The sequence below is a fragment of the Amphritea japonica ATCC BAA-1530 genome (genome assembly GCF_016592435.1).
In the GTDB taxonomy this organism is placed as follows: domain Bacteria; phylum Pseudomonadota; class Gammaproteobacteria; order Pseudomonadales; family Balneatricaceae; genus Amphritea; species Amphritea japonica.
Map to the genome: position 1 here is coordinate 3,035,643 of NZ_AP014545.1, position 21,160 is coordinate 3,056,802.

Annotated in this window: 19 protein-coding genes; 11 read left to right on the plus strand and 8 right to left on the minus strand. The window is 48.5% G+C overall.

From position 1 onward, the window contains the following. Positions 1 to 44 precede the first annotated feature (44 nt). The 6 genes from hpf to yjgA all read left to right on the plus strand — a co-directional run bounded on the left by hpf (position 45) and on the right by yjgA (position 3,985). The gene (hpf, locus tag AMJAP_RS14035; protein WP_019619902.1) at positions 45 to 335 is read left to right on the plus strand and encodes a ribosome hibernation-promoting factor, HPF/YfiA family; all 291 of its coding nucleotides are present in this window, start codon (positions 45 to 47) and stop codon (positions 333 to 335) included. A gap of 10 nt (positions 336 to 345) precedes the next feature. After that, entirely contained in the window at positions 346 to 804 is a 459-nt protein-coding gene (gene ptsN / locus AMJAP_RS14040) for a PTS IIA-like nitrogen regulatory protein PtsN (protein WP_019619901.1), read from the plus strand. 5 nt (positions 805 to 809) lie between these two features. Beyond that, positions 810 to 1,667 (plus strand): RNase adapter RapZ, encoded by an 858-nt coding sequence (gene rapZ / locus AMJAP_RS14045; protein WP_019619900.1) that lies wholly within the window; start codon positions 810 to 812, stop codon positions 1,665 to 1,667. Positions 1,668 to 1,683: 16 nt separating this feature from the next. After that, complete coding sequence (locus AMJAP_RS14050) at positions 1,684 to 1,953, plus strand: HPr family phosphocarrier protein (RefSeq protein WP_019619899.1); 270 nt, start codon at positions 1,684 to 1,686, stop codon at positions 1,951 to 1,953. Between the two features lie 119 nt (positions 1,954 to 2,072). After that, positions 2,073 to 3,422, plus strand: coding sequence for a magnesium transporter (gene mgtE, locus AMJAP_RS14055; protein WP_019619898.1), 1,350 nt, complete (start codon positions 2,073 to 2,075; stop codon positions 3,420 to 3,422). Between the two features lie 29 nt (positions 3,423 to 3,451). Next, on the plus strand, positions 3,452 to 3,985 hold the full coding sequence (gene yjgA / locus AMJAP_RS14060; protein WP_019619897.1) for a ribosome biogenesis factor YjgA: 534 nt from the start codon (positions 3,452 to 3,454) through the stop codon (positions 3,983 to 3,985). Positions 3,986 to 4,018: 33 nt separating this feature from the next. Here the strand turns inward: yjgA and AMJAP_RS14065 are convergent, their stop codons facing one another. From AMJAP_RS14065 to AMJAP_RS14090, 6 genes are all read right to left on the minus strand, one after another. Continuing rightward, positions 4,019 to 8,002, minus strand: a complete 3,984-nt coding sequence (locus AMJAP_RS14065) for a YhdP family protein (protein ID WP_156815087.1) — start codon at positions 8,000 to 8,002, stop codon at positions 4,019 to 4,021. Between the two features lie 2 nt (positions 8,003 to 8,004). Continuing rightward, entirely contained in the window at positions 8,005 to 9,489 is a 1,485-nt protein-coding gene (gene rng / locus AMJAP_RS14070; RefSeq protein ID WP_019619895.1) for a ribonuclease G, read from the minus strand. Positions 9,490 to 9,616: 127 nt separating this feature from the next. Beyond that, the gene (locus tag AMJAP_RS14075) at positions 9,617 to 10,255 is read right to left on the minus strand and encodes a Maf family protein (RefSeq protein ID WP_019619894.1); all 639 of its coding nucleotides are present in this window, start codon (positions 10,253 to 10,255) and stop codon (positions 9,617 to 9,619) included. A 22-nt stretch (positions 10,256 to 10,277) separates the two neighbouring features. Then, positions 10,278 to 10,763, minus strand: a complete 486-nt coding sequence (gene mreD, locus AMJAP_RS14080) for a rod shape-determining protein MreD (RefSeq protein ID WP_019619893.1) — start codon at positions 10,761 to 10,763, stop codon at positions 10,278 to 10,280. Beyond that, positions 10,753 to 11,667, minus strand: coding sequence for a rod shape-determining protein MreC (gene mreC / locus AMJAP_RS14085; RefSeq protein ID WP_156815086.1), 915 nt, complete (start codon positions 11,665 to 11,667; stop codon positions 10,753 to 10,755). The genes mreD and mreC overlap by 11 nt, the downstream gene beginning before the upstream one ends. A gap of 64 nt (positions 11,668 to 11,731) precedes the next feature. Then, on the minus strand, positions 11,732 to 12,775 hold the full coding sequence (locus tag AMJAP_RS14090; protein ID WP_019619891.1) for a rod shape-determining protein: 1,044 nt from the start codon (positions 12,773 to 12,775) through the stop codon (positions 11,732 to 11,734). A gap of 156 nt (positions 12,776 to 12,931) precedes the next feature. Between AMJAP_RS14090 and gatC the strand changes: the two genes are divergently transcribed. The 4 genes from gatC (at position 12,932) to msrA (ending at position 16,913) form a co-directional block, all read left to right on the plus strand. Beyond that, positions 12,932 to 13,219, plus strand: a complete 288-nt coding sequence (gatC, locus tag AMJAP_RS14095) for an Asp-tRNA(Asn)/Glu-tRNA(Gln) amidotransferase subunit GatC (protein WP_019619890.1) — start codon at positions 12,932 to 12,934, stop codon at positions 13,217 to 13,219. Positions 13,220 to 13,257: 38 nt separating this feature from the next. Next, positions 13,258 to 14,706 carry an Asp-tRNA(Asn)/Glu-tRNA(Gln) amidotransferase subunit GatA gene (gene gatA / locus AMJAP_RS14100; RefSeq protein WP_019619889.1) on the plus strand — a complete coding sequence of 483 codons (1,449 nt, stop codon included), beginning with the start codon at positions 13,258 to 13,260 and terminating at the stop codon, positions 14,704 to 14,706. Positions 14,707 to 14,796: 90 nt separating this feature from the next. Next, a complete protein-coding gene (gene gatB / locus AMJAP_RS14105) occupies positions 14,797 to 16,254 on the plus strand; it encodes an Asp-tRNA(Asn)/Glu-tRNA(Gln) amidotransferase subunit GatB (RefSeq protein WP_019619888.1) in 1,458 nt (485 codons plus the stop codon). Between the two features lie 188 nt (positions 16,255 to 16,442). Continuing rightward, the gene (gene msrA, locus AMJAP_RS14110; RefSeq protein WP_019619887.1) at positions 16,443 to 16,913 is read left to right on the plus strand and encodes a peptide-methionine (S)-S-oxide reductase MsrA; all 471 of its coding nucleotides are present in this window, start codon (positions 16,443 to 16,445) and stop codon (positions 16,911 to 16,913) included. Positions 16,914 to 17,066: 153 nt separating this feature from the next. Here the strand turns inward: msrA and AMJAP_RS14115 are convergent, their stop codons facing one another. Further along, positions 17,067 to 19,094 carry an NADPH-dependent 2,4-dienoyl-CoA reductase gene (locus AMJAP_RS14115; protein WP_019619886.1) on the minus strand — a complete coding sequence of 676 codons (2,028 nt, stop codon included), beginning with the start codon at positions 19,092 to 19,094 and terminating at the stop codon, positions 17,067 to 17,069. Between the two features lie 135 nt (positions 19,095 to 19,229). Here AMJAP_RS14115 and AMJAP_RS14120 point away from each other — a divergent pair, with 135 nt between their 5' ends. Further along, the gene (locus AMJAP_RS14120) at positions 19,230 to 19,850 is read left to right on the plus strand and encodes a TetR/AcrR family transcriptional regulator (RefSeq protein WP_019619885.1); all 621 of its coding nucleotides are present in this window, start codon (positions 19,230 to 19,232) and stop codon (positions 19,848 to 19,850) included. Positions 19,851 to 20,197: 347 nt separating this feature from the next. Here AMJAP_RS14120 and hpaD read toward each other — a convergent pair whose 3' ends face one another. Next, on the minus strand, positions 20,198 to 21,124 hold the full coding sequence (hpaD, locus tag AMJAP_RS14125) for a 3,4-dihydroxyphenylacetate 2,3-dioxygenase (RefSeq protein ID WP_019619884.1): 927 nt from the start codon (positions 21,122 to 21,124) through the stop codon (positions 20,198 to 20,200). Between the last annotated feature and the right edge of the window lie 36 nt (positions 21,125 to 21,160).

Genomic DNA, 21,160 nt, shown 5'->3' on the forward strand with positions numbered 1-21,160 from the left:
GGAACCGGGCCATTATCCCGGCATTAAAACACTAGGAGATTACCATGCAGATCAATATCACCGGCCACCACGTTGAACTGACTGATTCCCTGAATGAATATGTTCAGAGTAAATTTGAAAAGCTCGAGCGCCACTTCGACAATATTACTAATGCACAGGTAACTTTAAGCGTTGAGAAGACTCGTCAGAAAGCAGAAGGCGATGTGCATGTTGCCGGCGGCCAGCTATTTGCCTCCGATGTGCAAGAAGATATGTATGCTGCGATTGATGGTTTGATTGACAAACTGGACCGTCAGATCATCAAACATAAAGAAAAGACACGAACTCACAAGTAAATATAACGCCATGCTAATCTCAGAATTATTAGCGCCCTCCGGAGTACTTTGTGCTCTGGAGGGGGGTAGTAAAAAACGTATACTGGAAATTGCCAGCGAGCATATCGCTGAGCTACACCCTGAACTTGACGCTGAAACAGTTTTTGCCGGTCTCATTTGCCGGGAAAGACTAGGTAGCACCGGCATTGGTGATGGCATCGCTATCCCCCACAGTCGACTCGATGCATGCGAGCACGCTACCGCTCTGCTTATTCAGCTTAAAGAGCCTATCGATTTTGACTCAATTGATAGCAAACCTGTCGACCTGTTATTCATCCTTCTGGTTCCTTCAGAAGCTTGCGATCAGCATCTGCAAACGCTGGGAAATCTGGCTGAGCTCTTCAGCCAGCCCGAGTTCCGCAATCAACTTCGCAGCGCTAACTCAGCTGAAAGTCTTTATACCGCAGTGACGGAATTCAAACAGGGCTGACACCAATGAAGCTAATCATCATCAGCGGGCGTTCTGGCTCTGGAAAGTCTACCGCCTTGCAGGCCCTTGAAGATGTTGGCTTCTATTGTATCGATAACTTGCCCGCCCCTCTGCTTCCAGGGCTTGTTAAACAGATCCTCAGCGACCCTGATCACCCGGGCCAGCTTGCTGTCAGTATTGATGCACGCAACCAGCACAGCAATCTAAAACTGTTTCCGGAGATCTTCGCGCAGCTGCGTGAAACCGGTCAGCTTGAGTGCGAAGTTCTCTATCTTGATAGTTCAGAAACCACTCTGTTGAAACGCTACAGTGCTACCCGTCGAAAGCATCCACTATCAAATGATAATCAGGGGCTGCAAGAAGCAATTAACTATGAGAAGGTCCTACTGGCACCGGTTGCCGATCTGGCGACCATCCGTATTGACACTACCCGCCTGTCTCTCTATGAGCTGCGGGACAGTATCAAACTCAGAGTTGCCAAGCGGCAGGAGCAAGAGCTTTCTCTGCAATTCGAATCATTCGGCTATAAACACGGCGTACCTTTGGATGTCGATTTCACCTTTGACGTCCGGTGCCTGCCAAATCCCTATTGGCTACCCGAATTACGAGGACTAACCGGGCAGGAAAAACCAGTCATCACTTTTCTTGAACAACAGTCTGATGTCAGGGAAATGCTAGAAGATATCACCCGTTATCTGGAAAAATGGCTACCTCGCTTTGAACAGAATAACCGCAGCTACATCACAGTAGGTATCGGCTGTACCGGTGGTCAGCATCGCTCAGTCTTTATCAGCGAACGTCTGGCTGGCCATTTTCGGACAACTATGGATAATGTCCAGATACGCCATCGTGAATTGAACTGATTAAGGGTATTTACAGATGCAGGAAAAACAGATCACTATTATTAACAAGCTTGGCCTGCACGCCCGTGCCGCCGCTAAACTGATCAATGTCACCAGCTCCTTCTCCTCTGATATACAACTCAATAAAGATGGCCGCCAGGTTGATGGCAAAAGTATTATGTCAGTAATGATGCTCGCTGCCAGCAAAGGAACCGAACTCACTATATCTACCTGTGGCGATGATGAACAACAAGCACTGGATGCTATCGAACAGTTAATAAATAACCGTTTTGATGAAGAAGAATAACCTGTACGTCTTATTCCTTTAAAAACAATCCGCTATACTACCCCACAGAAAGTACTCGCCGGCCTTATTTGATAATCCGGCAATAATTTTTATGCTACACGTCTGACCGGGGTCCGGCCATGAACGCCAACACAAACGAGAGCGAACTGGATAAGCTGAATACAGCTCTCGAAGAGGGCGCTTTCAGGCAGATCCGCTATACCCTGAATAAAACACTCCGCCCTTCTGAAGTCGCCCACCTGATAGAGAAATCACCGCCAAAAGAGCGAAAACTGCTCTGGAGCATGATTCATAAAGATATCGAGGCAGAGGTACTACAGGATCTTGGCGACGACGTTCAGGCAGAAATACTGAGCCAAATGGAGACTGCCGAGGTTTTGGCGATCTCCGAAGCTCTGGAAACAGACGATCTTGCGGATATGATGCAGCAATTACCGGAAACGGTGATGCACGAACTGCTGCGCTCAATGGACCATCAAAACCGGGAGCGGGTCGAGAAAGTACTTTCCTATCCGGAAGACACCGCCGGTGGTCTGATGAATACAGACACCATCACTATCCGTCCGGATATCACCGTAGAAGCCGCTCTGCGTTATCTACGCAGGCACGATGAATTGCCTGAGATGACCGACAGCCTCTTTGTTGTCAGTCGAAAAGGTTCCTATATCGGCAGCCTTCCCCTGACTCGTATGCTCGTTAGTGATCCGACCAGTACGGTCCGGGAAATGATGGTGACAGACAAGCCACCAATTGCTGCAAAAATGGAAGATACCAAAGTCGCTCAGCTATTTGAGCAAGAAGACTTGGTATCAGCCCCCGTTGTCGATGAAAAAAATCAACTGCTTGGACGAATTACCATCGATGACGTAGTAGACGTCATCCGTGAAGATGCCGATCACTCTCTGATGAGCATGGCGGGTCTGGACGAAGATGAAGACACGTTCGCTCCGATCATGAAAACAACCCGGCGACGTGCTGTATGGTTAGGGATCAACCTGATTACAGCATTCCTAGCTTCCGCTGTTATCGGCATTTTCGAAGAAACAATAGGAAAAGTTGTCGCGCTGGCAGTACTGATGCCTATTGTTGCCAGCATGGGCGGAATTGCGGGTAGCCAGGTATTAACGCTGATGATTCGCGGTCAGGCACTGGGGCATGTTGAGCGCTCTAATGCCGGCTGGCTGCTCAACCGTGAAATAATAGTAGGGACACTCAACGGACTACTCTGGGCCCTCGTCGTCGCGGCTATCGCTATGCTCTGGTTTCAAGAGATAACCATCGGCATCATCATCGGCTGTGCTATTATTATCAACCTGTTTGCCGCTGCGCTGGCGGGTACTTTGCTGCCAATCATCCTCAAATCCTGGGGCATCGACCCGGCACTGGCTGGTAGTGTTTTGTTGACTACAATTACTGATGTAGTTGGTTTTTTTGCATTCCTCGGCCTGGCAACCGCTTTCTATAGTTAGCGTTTACCCAGACTACAAAAGAGATTTATATGAGTCAGAATGACAATTTTCACCAAGACGATAACGAGTTCGACGAAGACAGGGTATCAAAAAGCCAGCGTAAGCGGGAGATGGACCACCTACAGACCCTGGGTGCCCGACTGCCAGAATTGAACAAAGAGCAGCTGGCTAAGGTACCTTTAGGCGATATGCTACGCCAAGCCGTAGAGGAAGCTCAACGTCTTAAGCCCCGCTCAGAAGCAACCCGACGCCAAATGCAGTATATCGGCCGCTTGATGCAAGCGGAAGATGCTGACGCCATACAGACGGCTATTGAACGCTTTGAGGCGGGAAAACAAGCGCACCTGCAAATATTCCACAAACTGGAGCTCTGGCGTGACCGGCTTATTCTGGGTGACAACAGTGACCTTCAAGCGTATCTGAATGACGATCCGGAGGCAGATATCCAACATCTGCGTCAGCTGCTACGAAACGCCAAGAAAGAGGCCAGCCTTAACAAGCCACCTGTCGCAGCCAGAAAGCTATTCAAATATCTGCGGGAGCGCGCGGAAGATCGCCTGTAAACAGAAAAACTTAGTCAATGCGGCCAGTAAAGCTTAATTCGGATTGACCGCAGAATCACTTCCTGTTTTTGGCTTTTGCTGGAGTAACTCGACTTTCGGGTCACTCCAGTCACCCACCATCGTATAAGTCACCGTCGCAAATTCCTTTTTCACTTTATCGCCCACTAGCTTGTCCAGAAGAAAGGCTAAACCAGCAATCTGCGGAGCGCCCAACAATACTGCGGCGAACGGAAGATTATCCGTCACGGGCAACGTTACGGCCATCTGCTGATCTACTGTTTCATTGACCAGATCGATCTCTCCACTCATCGCCATATCCAATGATGGCCCGCGCATCACAAAGGGCGTATTGGCTATCGCCACCCCTTCACTGATTCGGTAGTCTCCTTCCATCCGGTCAAAACTAACGCCTTTCGAAAAGAGGTCGGCAAAATCTAGCTTTAGCCGTCGCCCCAGCGCATTCATATTCAGAATCCCGAAGACCCGCAAAAAACCTGCCGCGCCTCCGGATTCAATCAACCGCCCTTCACTGGCACTAAATTTTGCGGCCCCATTAATCGCAGCCAATTCATATTCCCAGGGCGCGCCCGGCCAGGTCAGTTGTAAATCTGCACCGAACTTTTCCGTTTCCAGCACTTTTTCATAACCTGCACTCGTCAGGCTTTCGCCTAAGTTTTTGGCCGATATAACCAGCTTTAATTGACTCTGACTCGGCTCTCCAGGCTGCCAAACAATACCACCTTTTGCATCGAGCCCAGGCAACTGGCCAACAATATTCTCTATATACGTCCGCCCTTCACGATTACGAACGTTAAATTGCCACTGACCCCAGCGCTTCCCTTTCAAAATAAGATCTCGCACTTCGAAATCCAGATCAGAGATAGATCCCGGTTGTAACAGCTCATCAAGCTGAGCAGTTTCCATCGCCAGCAGCCCTTTTGTGGTTTCAACCGCTACATTCTCACCACCCACTTCTGCTGACTGCGGCAACGGTCCATCAGGCGTCGGCAATAACGAATCCAGATTCAGCTGCTCGAATAATAGTGTAGGCGCTTTTGCACTATTATCAGGCATATCCACCAGCACTTTTAAATCCGGGCTGGTAACCCCTGCGCGCCAGCTATCAGCCAATCGCTCCAGCAGTACCCTCGCTTTAAGCACCCGTAGGTCTGCATAACTCAATTCTGTAATATCCACATCAAGTTGCACAGGAGTTATCGGAGAACGATTGCCTACAGCTACCTTTTCTCCGATGATTTTAGCTCCCTGTAACATGCTGAATAGCTGATCATAGTCCAACTGTTGCAAGCTTCCGCCAACCATCAACCCAGTAAAGTCAGTCGGTCTGGCATCTCCCCCTCCCAGGGTTAAATGCCCTTTATTGAGCTTATTGTTATCCACTTGCAGCCAGGCACTCAATTGATCACCCAGTTTAATATTAACAGTCCGCGGCGACTCAAAGTCAGTACGTAGCAACAACGGCATCTTTTCCCCTGCCTTCTTACTAAAAGGGGGTATCATATCGAGGTGAGTTTTCTTAAGATCTGAGCGAACCGTGAGCCCCGAACAGCCTGAGCGGACACAGATATCCAGATCTGCATCAAAAGGCTGGTTACCCTCCGCTAAAGCCAATAGATCAACACCACTCCACTCACGCAGCTGTTTGATTTTTATACTGGATTTAAATCGGGTACGGATGACTTCAGCCTGACCACTACCGCTAGTTTTAATGTTAGCGGTTAGTGGCTGACCAAAAAAAACACCGCTAAGCGGCTCAGAATAGAGACCGCGATCATTACGATAACCAATCAGCCCGGAGAGTTTATCAAAGCTTAAATTGCGTTCTTTTGATATCAGTTTCAGTTCGGTAAAACGGCTACTAACATCAATATCAGGCTCCTTACCATCCAAAGGAATCATTAAGCTCAATTGAGTATCGGCCTGCCCACTAAGCTGCCAACTGGCCAACTCTTTACTACTGCCGATAACAGGACTTTCAATCAGCGTTCGTCCTATATCAGCACTATCGCCTGATACTCGGGCCAGTATACTCAAGTTATTCGATCCCGGCGGCAGATAGACCCAGCCATGATCAACTTTACTGTTAAGGATCTGTCCATCGCTGACATTAATCGACAACCCCTGCTCACGTAACAACAAAGAGGCATCCGCACTTGTCACAGCGGGCCATCCAACCTGATAATCGACAGCCGCGTCTGCGATATCCATAAACATCTGTACCGTTGGCGACTGCCGTTCCGGAATATTCCGGGTCCCGGTATGAAGCATAAAGCCACCCTGATTAATATGCCCACGCTTCACCGCTTGTGCGACCCAGGGTTTAATTCCCGGATCAATTTCATGATCAGGAATAAGCTCAGGCGCCAGACTACCATCAGATCCCTTTACACCGATCAACAGCGTTAGCTCACTTTGCACCCCTTGTATCAAAGGTAAGTGCAGACTCCAGCGACCATTGGCGTTAATCCCCGCCTTCTTTACCTCAGCACGCTCGCTTCTCAAGTGTAGGACATCTTCTGCCAGGCTAAAATGTGTCACCCCTCTGGCAGACGTAAACTCCCACCCTTTATCGAAAATATCAGGAAAATGCAGCCCCAGATTATCACTCTCGAGATCTATGCGACCCTGCAAACCTGAAGTGCCATACTCCAGTTGCAATAAACCATTGATACCAGCCATTGCAGGAACACCATAAGCTGCAGAGAAACCAACCTGGTCAAGATCTCCTTTGAGATTAAGGTGCGTCCAGTTTTGTAGTGAGTCGGGTGAGCCCTTCGCTACCGCTTCGCTTGAAACCTCGGGCCACTCTAGTGCCAGATTCCATATTTTCCCCACCGGCGCCATCTCTTTTATCACGCCTTTTAACGCTTCAGGCACCCAGCTTTGGGGCTTGATAAACTCAACTGTTGACTTCACATCAAGCTCAGTTAAGCCAACAGAAGTAATTTTTCCTTGCTGCCGGTTTATTATTAGCTGGGGAAACGTAAGTGGTTGATGATTTATCTGTGCTGTGAATTCATTAACCTGCAACTGAAACTGTCTGCGCGCAGGTTGTAACAATACAAAACCAGTTGATAACTCTTGCACCTCTAGTTCAGGTAACTGATCACTCCCGGTCACTATTTTCAGCTTATCCGTAGCCAGATTGCCAAACATGCGAGTCAAACGCCCTTCCGACCAACTCCCCCAAATTTCAGCCCCCAGCTCTAATTGTTTAAGCGCTGTGGGTATTGGAAAAAGCTCACGCGCAGCCTCCAGCAGAGGCGTATCAACGCCAGCCAACTGAAGATAGAAGTCAAAACGCGTTGTTTTAGGATTAAACTGAGCCCCTTCCGACTCAACTCTCAGCACAGCAGATAACTGCTGCTGTTCATGACTGATCAATAGCTCGCCGGAAAAATGATGCTGGCGCTGACTATTTTCAAGATTGATACTCTCACTCTGAAGCAGCAACTGCTTTCCAGACGGTAAGGTCAAATCGATCTGGGTATCATAGAAGAAAATATGCGGCTGTAACCACAAGGCAGCCAAAGGATCGAGTTCCACCGCCTGATTACTTTTTTTGGAAGCACTGGGTGAGTTTTGTGTGTGCGGCTGGGGCCAGCTAACTAACTTCGCTTCAGTATGGAGAGACCACAGCTCAACTTTGCTCAGAACCGGCTGCCATTTTAAAAGACTCGACACTGGATTAAGACCCAATACCAGCTGACCGACTTCTACCCGGCCTATATTCTGTGACCGGTGATCTGCAATGACCATATCCTGAATCAACAGTGTAGGAAACCGACCTTCCCAACTGGCATTTATATCGCCAATACTGACTTCTGTTCGCAAGCGATCACTCAGATACTGCTCGATCTCTTCACGATAGTCCCAAACAGCAGGCAAGAGCTGACGCACCACCACTGTTAGCAACGCAATCAATAAGATAGCGATCACCAAAAACCAGCCAAGCCAGCGATTTAGTGACCTTAAAACCATCCCTATAGATGGCACAACTATTTCAGCACCACGTCATACTGCTCCGGACCATACATCGGCTCTACCTGAAAGCGAATCGTCTTAGCGATGAAGGCCTCCAGCTCTGCCACATGATCAGAGGCTTCATCGAGCAGCATCGCAACCACCTGATCCGCAGCTAAAACCAGATAGGAGTCCGTATCATATGCCCGGTGCTGCCGCAGAATTTCCCGGAAGATTTCATAGCACACAGTTTCAGGGGTTTTAACCGAGCCGCGCCCCTGGCAGTGACTGCAAGCTTCACAGAGGATATGTTCCAGGCTTTCGCGGGTACGTTTACGCGTCATTTCCACCAGACCTAACTCAGAAACACCGGTGACCTTACACTTCACATGATCCTTTTCGAGCACCCGTTCAAGTGTACGTAATACCTGCCGTTGATGATCTTCATCAAGCATATCGATGAAATCAATAATAATGATACCACCCAGATTACGCAGTCTAAGCTGTCGACCAATAGCCGTCGCTGCTTCAAGGTTGGTTTTGAAAATGGTTTCTTCAAGGTTTCGATGGCCAACATATCCACCGGTATTGATATCCACCGTAGTCATCGCTTCGGTCTGATCAAAAATCAGATAGCCGCCAGACTTCAGTTCAACTTTACGCCCCAGCGCTTTTTGAATTTCATCTTCAATATTATAAAGGTCAAATATTGGCCGTTCACCCGGATAATATTCAAGGATATTGCTAATCTCAGGCACCAGCGCTTCAGCAAATTGTTGAGACCGCTGAAAGGTTTCTTTAGAGTCCACTCGAATACGCTCCACTCCCGCATGAGCCATATCCCTTAATGCACGCATATTCAGCGGCAAGTCCTCATAGATACAGGAAGGAGCACTAAACTCACCTATCTTGCGGTTAATAGAGTCCCACAAGCGGCACAGGAACAGAATATCCTGTTTTAATTCAGCCTCACTCACACCTTCTGATACCGTTCGGAGAATAAAGCCTCCGACCTTGGTATTCAGATCTTCCAGCCCGGCAACCACTTCCTCAACCATCCCACGCAGACGGTCACGTTCATCACTATCTTCTATTCTCTGAGAGATACCAATATGTTCATTGCCTGGCATATACACCAGATAGCGGGATGGAATCGAAATATTCGTTGTCAGCCGAGCACCTTTAGTGCCTAACGGGTCCTTAGTCACCTGAACAACCAGAGACTGCCCTTCTCGCAGCAAACGGTTTATCGTCAGGTTACTTTTCCCATTCCCAACACCATTTTCATCTTCCGGGTGCTGCAGCTCATCGACATGTATAAATGCAGCACGCTCAAGCCCTATATCAACAAAAGCAGCCTGCATACCGGGAAGCACCCTGACCACTTTTCCTTTATAGATATTTCCAACTATTCCCCGGCGCTCTGCCCGCTCGACATAGATCTCCTGCGGCATACCATTTTCAATAACCGCTACCCGTGTCTCAATTGGGGTAAAGTTGATCAGAATCTCTTCACTCATATTCCATTCCCAGGTGACCTGATTGCTGGCCCCATCAGTAATCTGTATACGCCGCAGTCTGCAGGAGTGCCTGACTGGATCAATAACTCAATTTAAACAAAACGAAAAACCACTACAGTAACCCAGGTCATACAACCGAACTCTGCCATACCGTAATGCCAAAACTTTCCAAAAGCGCTGCAGTTTCTGTCAGGGGCAAACCCACAACGGCGGAGTAGCTACCTTTTATATTAGCAACAAACACTGCTCCAAGTCCCTGAATTCCATAAGCACCTGCCTTATCTTTTGGCTCCCCGCTGTTCCAGTATCGTTCACACAACGCCTGGCTTAAAACACGAAAAGTTACTTCTGTAGTGACTACCTGACTAACAATTCGTTCCCGATCCATTACAGCAACAGCGGTCATAACCTGATGTTTATCTCCGGATAGTCGCTGTAGCATCTCAATTGCATCTTGCTTACTGACAGGTTTACCCAAAATACGATCACCGGTCACCACCACCGTATCAGCACCCAGCACTACGGATTCCAGACTCGCTCGCTGTAATCCAGCGCTCGCTTTCTCTCTGGCTAAACGTTCAACAAACACTCTGGGCGCCTCACCAGGCAGAGGGATTTCTGGAATATCCACCGGTTTTACAACGCAAGACACACCGATTTGTTGCAGAAGTTCCAAACGACGGGGAGAGGCTGACGCGAGAATTAATTCAGAAGTATTCTTTTTAACGCCGGAGATTTCAAAGCAAGCTTTATCAAACTCAATCACTTACACGGCCTCTATTTATATATCAGGCAACCCTGAATGCTCTACGCAACCCTCTGAGGATTACAAATAGCCAGGGCCACAAGATCGCACTCATCAACGCGGGCAGTAAAAAAATCAAACTGTCACTGCGGGTGCCCATCAGGTTATGAACCCAATTGAAAATTAGTTGATTGATACCCACCAGCATCATCACCATGACCGCCTGCTGTATAAGCGGAAACATTCTCAGGCGCTTATATAGTAACAGCGTAAGATAGGTGATAATCAACAAGGATAAGACATTCAACCCCATCGGGCTGCCCTTAATCAGATCAAGCCCTAACCCTACCAGGGCGGCAGTGCCTAGGCCAACACGTTCAGGCAACGCCATTACCCAATAAATCAGAATCATCGCCACCCATTCAGGCCGAAACCATTCTGCAAACTGAGGCAGAGGCATCTGGCTAAGCATATAACCGACTAAAAACGTTGCCAGGATGATCGATCCCCCACCCCGTTTATTGCTCAACGCTGCTCTCCGATGCTTCGATACCGACCTGATCCGGGGTCACTTTCTCTGGGCTTGCCTGTTCAAGCTCAACAGGCAACTCCGTTACCTGGGGGATATCGACTAATAAAATATGACGGCTCTTATTCAGCATGGCAGCAGGCTTTGCCTTAACAATAGAAAAAGGCTGCCCAGGATCTCGCTGTACACTGGAAACCCGAGCCACAGGGTAACCTCGGGGGAAACGCGCACCCAATCCAGACGAAACTAACAGATCGCCTTCACGAATATCAGCGGTGTCTGGCACATGCACAAGCTCTAACTGATTAACTGATCCATTCCCCAGTGCAATCGAGCGGAAACCGTTACGATTTATCTCAACAGGGATCGCATGTCGGGAATCAGTAATCAGCATCGCCCGACTGGTATAGTGACTGACCTCAACGATCTGTCCCATAATTCCACCGGAATCAAGCACCGCCTGGCCCACATACGCATGATCCTCCGATCCCCGATTAAGCACGATCTGATGCTGGAACGGGTCGGGATTAACCCCTATCAACTCCGTTAGAAACACATCCTGATCAAGCCGTTGACGGCCTTCTAACAATTCACGTAAGCGAACATTTTCAGCGGTAAGAGAGGCCACTTGCTGAACCCTCTGCTTCAACAGCAAGGCTTCCTGACGCAAGCGCCGATTTTCATCGGTTAACTGACTACGGGTCACTAAAACATCGCTAAGCTCATCAGCCACCTGCGCGGGGGCATCCACAATCCATTGCAGTGGAGTGATTAACAAAGATAGGTTGGAGCGGGTTTGATTCATTTTGGACCACTTCAAGTCCAGAACAATCAGCACTACAGACAGCACCAACAGAACGATAAAGCGGGTCCATAGGGACCCGCTAATGAAGATACTAGCGATAGAACACCTCCTGTCGAAGTTGTTCCGTTATTCTGGCAAAATCAACCATTCAATTTATTCACGCTTATTCAAAAGTCAGCAACTCAAACGCGTGCTTATCAAGCAGCTCCAGCGCCCGGCCACCGCCTCGTGCTACGCAGGTCAGAGGATCTTCAGCAACGATTACTGGCAAACCTGTTTCTTCGCTGATCAGCTTATCCAGGTTACGCAGCAAGGCTCCACCACCGGTCAGTACGATACCGCGCTCAGCAATATCAGATGCCAACTCAGGCGGACATTGTTCCAGCGCACTTTTTACCGACTGAACAATTGCAGACAGTGGCTCCTGTAACGCTTCCATGATTTCGTTACTATTGAGCGTGAAGCTACGGGGAATACCTTCGGCAAGGTTACGTCCACGCACATCGATCTCAAATGTTTCAGAAGTAGGGTATGCGGTACCGACTTCCTGCTTAATCCGTTCTGCCGTGGCATCACCTATCAGGCTACCGTAATTACGGCGGATATAGGTCACAATACCTTCATCAAAACGATCGCCGCCTACGCGAACTGATTCAGCGTAAACAATACCGTTGAGCGAGATGATCGCAATCTCAGTGGTGCCACCACCAATATCCACGACCATTGAACCGTTAGCTTCATCAACCGGAAGCCCTGCTCCAATTGCAGCGGCCATCGGCTCTTCAATCAGGTAAACATCACGTGCACCCGCGCCCATGGCTGATTCTTTTATTGCACGACGTTCAACCTGTGTCGACTGACAGGGAACGCACACCAAAACCCGCGGGCTTGGCGTCAGAAAACTATTATCATGTACTTTGCTAATAAAATGCTGCAGCATCTTCTCAGTCACATGAAAATCTGCGATAACACCATCTTTCATCGGCCGGATGGCAGTGATATTTCCTGGAGTACGACCTAACATCCGTTTTGCATCAGTACCAACTGCAGCAACGGTTTTTTGCGCGCCATTACTGCTTTGACGAATAGCGACCACAGAAGGCTCATTCAGGACAATGTCTTTATCGCGAACATAAATAAGGGTATTGGCCGTGCCCAAATCAATAGATAGGTCACTGGAAAAAAGCCCTCGAATCTTCTTAAACATCGGTTGTCCGCCTTAGATTGTGCGACTGCACATTCACTTGATCAAAAAAACAGGCCCACTGTAGCAATGGCGGGGATTTTGGGCAAGCTGCAAATGTGTTAACGTAGCGCTTTATTTAGTTATCTGACCAAATACCATAGCAATGAGAATTCAATCATGTCTTTAGACCGCTCTGACGTCGAAAAGATCGCGCATCTGGCGAGATTAAATATCGCCGAACAGGATATTCAGGAATATGCTGAAAACCTGACCGACATTCTGGACCTTGTCGATCAGATGCAAGCCATAGATACCACGGATATTAAACCAATGGCTCACCCGATGGATGCTATTCAGCGTTTACGTAGCGACACAGTAACCGAGGGCAATCAGCGCGACCACCTACAAACGGTTGCTCCGGCTGTTGAAGCGGGACTCTTTCAGGTTCCTAAAGTAATCGAATAACCCCGAACCCAATACCTGTTTAAGGATCAATTAACATTATGTTTGAGAAAACACTCGCCGAATTGGCGCAGGGGTTGGCAAGCGGTGAATTTAGCAGTGTTGAGCTAACCCGCAGCTACCTTGATCGTATAAAGACCGAAGATGACGCTCTGAACAGTTTTATTACTGTCACTGAAACACAAGCACTGTCGCAGGCTGAAGCGGCTGATCAACGTCGTTCCGCTGGAGAGGCTGGCACTTTTACCGGCCTGCCTATCGCCCATAAAGACATCTTCTGCACCCAGGGCGTTAGAACCAGTTGTGGCTCCCGTATGCTGGATAGCTTCGCCTCCCCTTACAACGCTACGGTGATTGAGAACTTCAACACTGCCGGCGCCGTAAGCCTGGGTAAGACCAATATGGACGAGTTCGCGATGGGCTCCTCCAACGAATCCAGTTTCTACGGCCCCGCTCGTAATCCATGGAATAATGACTGCGTACCCGGCGGTTCGTCCGGTGGATCAGCCGCAGCAGTAGCCGGCCGCCTGGCACCCGCTGCAACCGGTACCGATACTGGTGGGTCAATCCGTCAACCCGCAGCCCTGTGCGGCATTACCGGTCTGAAACCAACCTACGGTCGAGTATCCCGTTACGGCATGATCGCCTACGCGTCATCACTGGACCAGGGTGGGCCGATGGCACGCACTGCCGAAGATAACGCGATGATGCTCAACGTAATGGCGGGGTTCGATCCAAAAGACTCAACCAGTATCGATAAAGCTGTTCCGGATTACACCCTGGCATTAAACGATTCCTTGAAAGGGCTGAAAATAGGCCTGCCAAAAGAGTTCTTCTCTGGAGAAATTGATCCGCAGATTACCACTCAGGTGCAGAATGCGATTCGCGAGTTCGAGGCACTGGGCGCGACCATTAAAGAGATCAGCCTGCCAAACACCCACTTAGCTATTCCGGCGTACTATATTATTGCACCGGCTGAAGCCTCTTCCAACCTCTCTCGATTCGACGGCGTTCGCTACGGCCATCGCTGTGAAGAGCCGGCAGATCTGGAAGATATGTATAAACGCAGCCGGGGCGAAGGGTTTGGGGAAGAAGTTAAACGCCGCATCATGGTAGGCACTTACGCGCTTTCCGAAGGCTTCTACGACGCTTACTACAAAAAAGCGCTACAGATTCGCCGACTGATTCAACAGGATTACGTTAATGCCCTGTCTGAAGTTGATATTATTATGGGCCCCACCACACCGCATCCCGCCTTTAAACTAGGCGAGAAATCGTCTGACCCAATTGCGATGTATATGGAAGATATTTTCACCATCTCCCTTAACCTTGCGGGCATGCCTGGGATGTCTATCCCTTGCGGTTTTGCTAATGGACTTCCTGTTGGCCTTCAGTTGATCGGAAACTACTTTGCTGAAGAGCGCCTTTTAAATGCCTCACACCAGTTTCAGCAAGCGACAGACTGGCATAAGCAGACGCCAACAAGTTAAACGCTGCATAACAACAGCATGTAGATACAGAATTTAACGCAGTCGCATTTGTGCAAATACCACAACTGACTGCAAGAAGAGGTTTACAAGATGGAATGGGAAGCAGTCATCGGGCTTGAGATTCACGCCCAACTGGCGACTAAGTCCAAGATATTCTCCGGAGCCAGCACCGCTTTTGGTGCCGAACCAAACACCCAGGCATGCGCCGTTGACCTGGCATTGCCTGGCACCCTGCCGGTGTTTAACGCTGAAGCACTGCGTATGGCCGTCATGTTCGGTGTCGCCATTGAAGCAGAAATAGGCCACACCTCGGTATTTGATCGTAAGAATTACTTCTATCCGGATTTGCCAAAAGGCTATCAAACCAGCCAGTTATTCCATCCTATCGTCGGCATTGGCCATATCGATATCGAGCTGGAAGATGGCTCCACCAAGCGGATAGGCGTTACCCGGGCACACCTTGAGGAGGATGCAGGTAAATCCCTGCATGAAGAGTTCCCAAGCATGACCGGTATCGATCTCAACAGGGCTGGAACCCCGTTGCTGGAAATCGTATCCGAACCGGATATGCGCAGCGCTGAAGAGGCGGTCGCTTACGTTAAAAAGATTCACGCGATCGTAACCAATCTGGGTATCTGTGACGGCAACATGGCTGAAGGCTCCTTCCGCTGCGACTGCAACGTTTCAGTACGCCCCAAGGGCGAAGAGAAACTAGGCAATCGTACTGAGTCCAAGAACATCAACTCCTTCCGTTTTATCGAAAAAGCGATTAAAGGCGAGATTATACGCCAGATCGACCTGATTGAAGATGGCCACACTATCACTCAGGAAACTCGTCTTTATGACGCCAATAAAGATGAAACCCGCTCTATGCGAAGCAAGGAAGAAGCCAACGATTACCGTTACTTCCCCTGCCCTGATCTACTGCCGATCGTTATCGACGATGAATATGTAGAGCAGATCCGCAACTGTTTGCCGGAGCTACCGGATGCCCGTAAAGCTCGCTTCCTTGAGCAGTTCAAACTAAGCGACTACGATGCAATGGTACTGTCTGCCTACCGAGAACTTGGCGGTTATTTTGAAACCGTAGCCAATACCGCAGGCGATGCAAAACTGGCAGCCAACTGGGTAATGGGCGAACTGTCAAAGCATCTAAATCAGAACGATACTGATATCACCGCCTCTCCGGTCACCGCTGAGATGCTGGGTGGACTGCTACTACGTATCAAAGACAACACTATTACTGGCAAAATAGCCAAACAAGTGTTTGAATCGATGTGGGCTGGTGATGGCAATGCCGATGAAGTCATTGAAGCCAAGGGCTTGAAGCAGGTAACCGATACCGGCGCTATCGAGTCGATGGTTGATGATGTCATCGGTGCAAACCAACCTCAGGTTGATCAATACGTCAATGCTGAACCGGAAAAGCGCGGCAAGATGATCGGCTTCTTCATGGGGAAGGTAATGCAAGCCTCTCAGGGTAAAGCAAATCCTGGACAAGTTCAGGGGTTACTCAAGCAGAAACTTGACTCTTTAGCCAACAGCTAACGCTGTCCACACCTGCTAATAAAAACCGGCTTTGCCGGTTTTTTTTGTTCATAAAATTACCTAAGCATAGCCGAGAGAAGGATTAATTTAGCAAAATAGTCGGATTAAGTAGCATAAAAAATGAACCTCAGAAGCCAAAAATCGTCTAATATTGTCCAACACGTATTGGCTTAAACAGGAGCAAAACTATGCCAACCGCGACATTTGCAGCAGGATGCTTTTGGGGGGTTGAATCCCGCTTTGCCAGCACCTCGGGAGTAACCTCAACAGCTGTCGGTTATATGGGCGGACATACGAATGATCCGACCTATGAAGAGCTATGCCGCAAAGGCACAGGGCATGCCGAAGTAGTACAACTGGAATTTGACGAACAACAGATTAGCTATGACACTCTGCTGGATATCTTTTGGCAGATGCACGATCCTACCACCCTGAATCAGCAGGGGCCGGATATCGGTGATCAATACAGATCTGCTATTTTTTATCATGATGATCATCAGCGGATTATGGCAGAGCAAAGCTTAGCAGTGCTGGACAAAAGCGGCATCTTTGGCAACCCCATCGTGACACAGATAGCCAAGGCTTCACAATTCTGGCGCGCAGAAGAGTATCACCAACAGTACAATGCCAAGAACGGCTATGGTGGATGCTCAATCTAAAAAAACACCTGAATACTTACCAACAGGTATTCAGGTGATCTCATAGTCCATCTTTATTACCAGTACAACGAGACATCGGCTCAGAAACTCAGAAGCCTCGATCGACTCTTATATCAAAGATCTACTCAACCGCCAGCCTTCAGCCTTCAGATTTCAGATTTCAGCAGCCAAGCGAGTTCCTTGATCAATTGCCCGCTTTGCATCCAACTCTGTGGCCAGATCTGCTCCACCAATCAGATGAAACGGCTTATGCAACCCCTCTGCCAACTCCCGCAACGACTCCTGCCCAGCGCAGAGAATAACGTTATCCACCTCCAGCAGCCGATTTTCACCATTCACTACAAGATGTAAACCTGCATCATCAATTCGATGATATTCACAACCGGATAACATCTCGACCTGTCGTTTTTTCAAACCCAGTCGATGCGCCCAACCAGTGGTTTTCCCCAACCCATTACCCACTTTAGAAGCTTTACGCTGTAACAGATAAACCTGGCGGGCTGTAGGTTGCTGCTCCGGCTTAACGCCCTTCACGCCGCCCCGGGCTTGCAGACTCATATCCACACCCCATTCACGCATAAACGCAGGAATATCCTGACTGGTTGATACACCCTGATGGGTCAGGTATTCACTAATATCAAAACCGATTCCGCCCGCACCAATGACAGCCACAGAGCGTCCTACAGCAGCCCCTCTAATCACATCAAGATAACTTAAAACCTTCTCGTGATTGTGACCTTCAATATTGGGCACGCGAGGAGTAATGCCGGTGGCAATGACAACCTCATCGAAATCACTCTGCTGTAGTTCATCCATTGTTACCCGATGCCCCAGTTTGAGCGTCACACCATCAAGTTCGATACGACGACCAAAGTAACGTAGCGTTTCATTAAATTCTTCTTTACCAGGAATCTGCTTAGCGATATTAAACTGCCCTCCAATCTCTTCAGCAGCATCAAACAGAGTAACTCCATGACCTCGCTGAGCAGCAGTGGTCGCAAAGGCAAGACCCGCCGGACCGGCTCCGATAACGGCTAGTTTTTTAGGACGGTCCGTTGCAATAACCTGTAACTCAGTTTCATGACACGCACGCGGATTGACCAGGCAACTCGTCAGTTTTCCAACAAAAATATGGTCCAGACAGGCCTGATTGCAACCAATACAAGTATTGATTTCATCACTGCGGCCTTCTGCGGACTTGAGGACAAATTCAGGATCTGCCAGGAAAGGACGAGCCATGGAAACCATATCAGCGTCGCCACGAGCCAGGACCTGCTCGGCTACTTCCGGCATATTGATTCGATTTGAAGTGATCACCGGCACTGTCAGCGCCTGACGCACTTTAGCCGTAGCCCAGGTAAAAGCCGCCCGGGGCACTTTAGTTGCGATAGTGGGGATACGCGCTTCATGCCAACCAATACCGGTGTTAATTATGGTAACCCCGGCCTGCTCAATCGCTTTACCTAAGACGATAACCTCTTCAAAGCTGCTACCGTCTTCGATCAGATCAAGCATCGACAACCTGAAAATTATAATAAAATCGGTTCCCACCCGCTGCCGTATGCGCTTTACAACCTCAACAGCAAAGCGGATACGGTTGTCATAATCCCCTCCCCACTCATCATCTCGCTGATTAGTACGAAGGGCGATAAACTGATTTATAAAATAACCTTCTGAGCCCATCACCTCAACACCATCATAACCCGCCTGCTGAGCAAGACCGGCACAATGAACAAAATTTTCAATCTGTTGCTCTATCTCTTCAATGGTTACTTCATGAGGCGGAAAGGGATTAATCGGCGCCTGTATCGCAGAGGGAGCAATGAGCTTCGGGTTATAAGCATAGCGCCCTGTGTGCAGTATTTGCATACAGATTTTACCGCCATCCGCATGTACTCTTTCTGTCACTATCCGGTGATTTTCGACATCTTCTTCAGTGGTCATTCGGGCCGCACCAGAATGAACCCCACCTTCACCATTAGGTGCAATTCCACCGGTTACAATGAGGCCAACCCCTCCTCTGACACGCTCCGAATAGAACGCTGCCATCCGTTCGAAACCATTCGGCGCTTCTTCCAGACCAAGATGCATTGACCCCATTAACACTCTATTTTTCAGCGTCGTAAATCCCAGATCAAGGGGGGCAAGCAGATGGGGGTAACCATTTGAAGGGCCGTTCATTTCAAATTCCTCACTGTTTTTATTCTGTTTTTTTAGTCGCAGCTGTTCTTAGGTAGTTATAGAAAAACCAAACTGGACAGCGTCAAGATAGAGCGATATTTTGACACTGTCAAGATTGATTGTTAGATTGCCCGGATGAAACCAACAGATTCCGCACCATCATCCCGCAATTATCATCATGGCGACCTTTACCAGTCACTGCTTTTAATGGCCACAGAGATGATTACAGAGGGAGGCACCGAAAACCTTTCCATGCGTAAGCTTGCTGATCGGGTAGGCGTTTCACGGACCGCACCCTACCACCACTTTAAAGATAAAAACGTACTTCTCTGTGCGATTGCTGAGCAGGGATTTGAAAGAGTTGAAAAACTACTTCTTGAGGCTCGAACTCAGGAAAAAGCGGTCTCTCTGACAGCCGCTTTCACCGAGTATGTACATACGTATATTGAACTTGCCCATCAACACCGGGAGCAATATGACCTGATGTTCGGCCGAGAAATATGGCGCAATGGAACACCGACTGCATCACTTCAAAACAGATCACGGCAACATTTCAAAAGTTGGCTTAACTGGATCGAACACCTGTCCGATCAGAACGTTATTCACTCCGGTGACTCAACACTGCGAACAGCACAGGTATGTTGGGCAACCCTTCACGGGCTCTGCCGATTGTTAAATGATGGAATCTATACCGAACAAAGCCATCTGAAAGAGATGGTCGATACCGCTGTGAATATGATGTTGAAAGACGCTTAAGCATAAAATTAAGCCCATCCAGCATAACGCTATTAATTCAGAATGAGGTGCTTATATCGCTAAGGAACACCAGTGGCAAAGGCGACCCCCTGCTCTGATACTAATGAAAGACGAAGTAGCATCTAGCGAAAAAAATCATCAGAGTCACTGCATGATAAGTAATCTAAGTGAATGGCGTGACATACATGGCAACAAGTATTCCCGTACCTACCTAACTTGCTTTCTTTTTTAAGAGCCTCTCTTCACCCTTATAAGCCTCTTCAAACACTCCATCTAAAAATAAAAAAGGCTCACAAACGTGAGCCTTATTATCATTAAATAAGCGCTTTTAACCCCTGAAAGAAGGTTTATAAACGGCTTGAACCTGGCTCAAAGCTTTTAGTTTCTGATGCCTGCGGGCCTGGCACCGCAGAACCATCTTGCTCAGTAACCGGGAAGACACAGTTAATCTGACCAGTACCGGAGCTACCGAAATATGGCGTAAGGACTTCAGACTTTCCTTCATAACCAGACCAGCCCAACGCCCCAAGCATCATCGCAGTATCGTGCATAAAGCCCTCGCCGTGCCCTTTAGCCGCGTACTCAGGTAACATCTCGCAGAACGTTTTCCAATCGCCACGCTTCCACATCTCTACTACTTCATGATCAAGCGTCTCCAGGAAAGGGCTCCATACTTTGTTGGCAAACTCTGGAGCCTGGCCATTCTGGGCAAATCGATGAGACAAAGAACCACTGGCCAAAAACGCGACAGTACCATCATAGTGCTTCTCAATCGCTTCACGCATTGCCCAACCCAGACGAGCAGAGTCATTAAGATAGTGAACCGTACACAAAGCAGAAACAGAGATAACTTTGAAATGACGATCTTCATTCATATAGCGCATAGGCACAATAGTGCCGTATTCTGGCCCTAGCGAAGTCTTATCATGGGCAAGCGTTTCTACGCCCTGCTGAGTACACTCATCAGCCAGAATTTTACCCAACTCGGGATTGCCATCATATTCAAACTCCATATTAGAGATAAAGTGTGGCAGCTCACCGCTGGTATAGTTCCCTTTGAAATGAGGCGCGCAGTTAATATGATAGTTAGCGTTCACCAACCAATGCGTATCAAAGACAACAATAGTATCTACACCCAGCTCCCGGCAACGCTTTCCAATTTCGATATGCCCATCAATAGCTGACTGGCGTGAACCTTTTTGCGGACCATCAAGTTCAGATAAATACATGCTTGGAACATGCGTGATTTTCGCAACAAGTGCCAGTTTGCCCATTTCTGTTTCCTCTAATTTCTATGATATACCGATCGA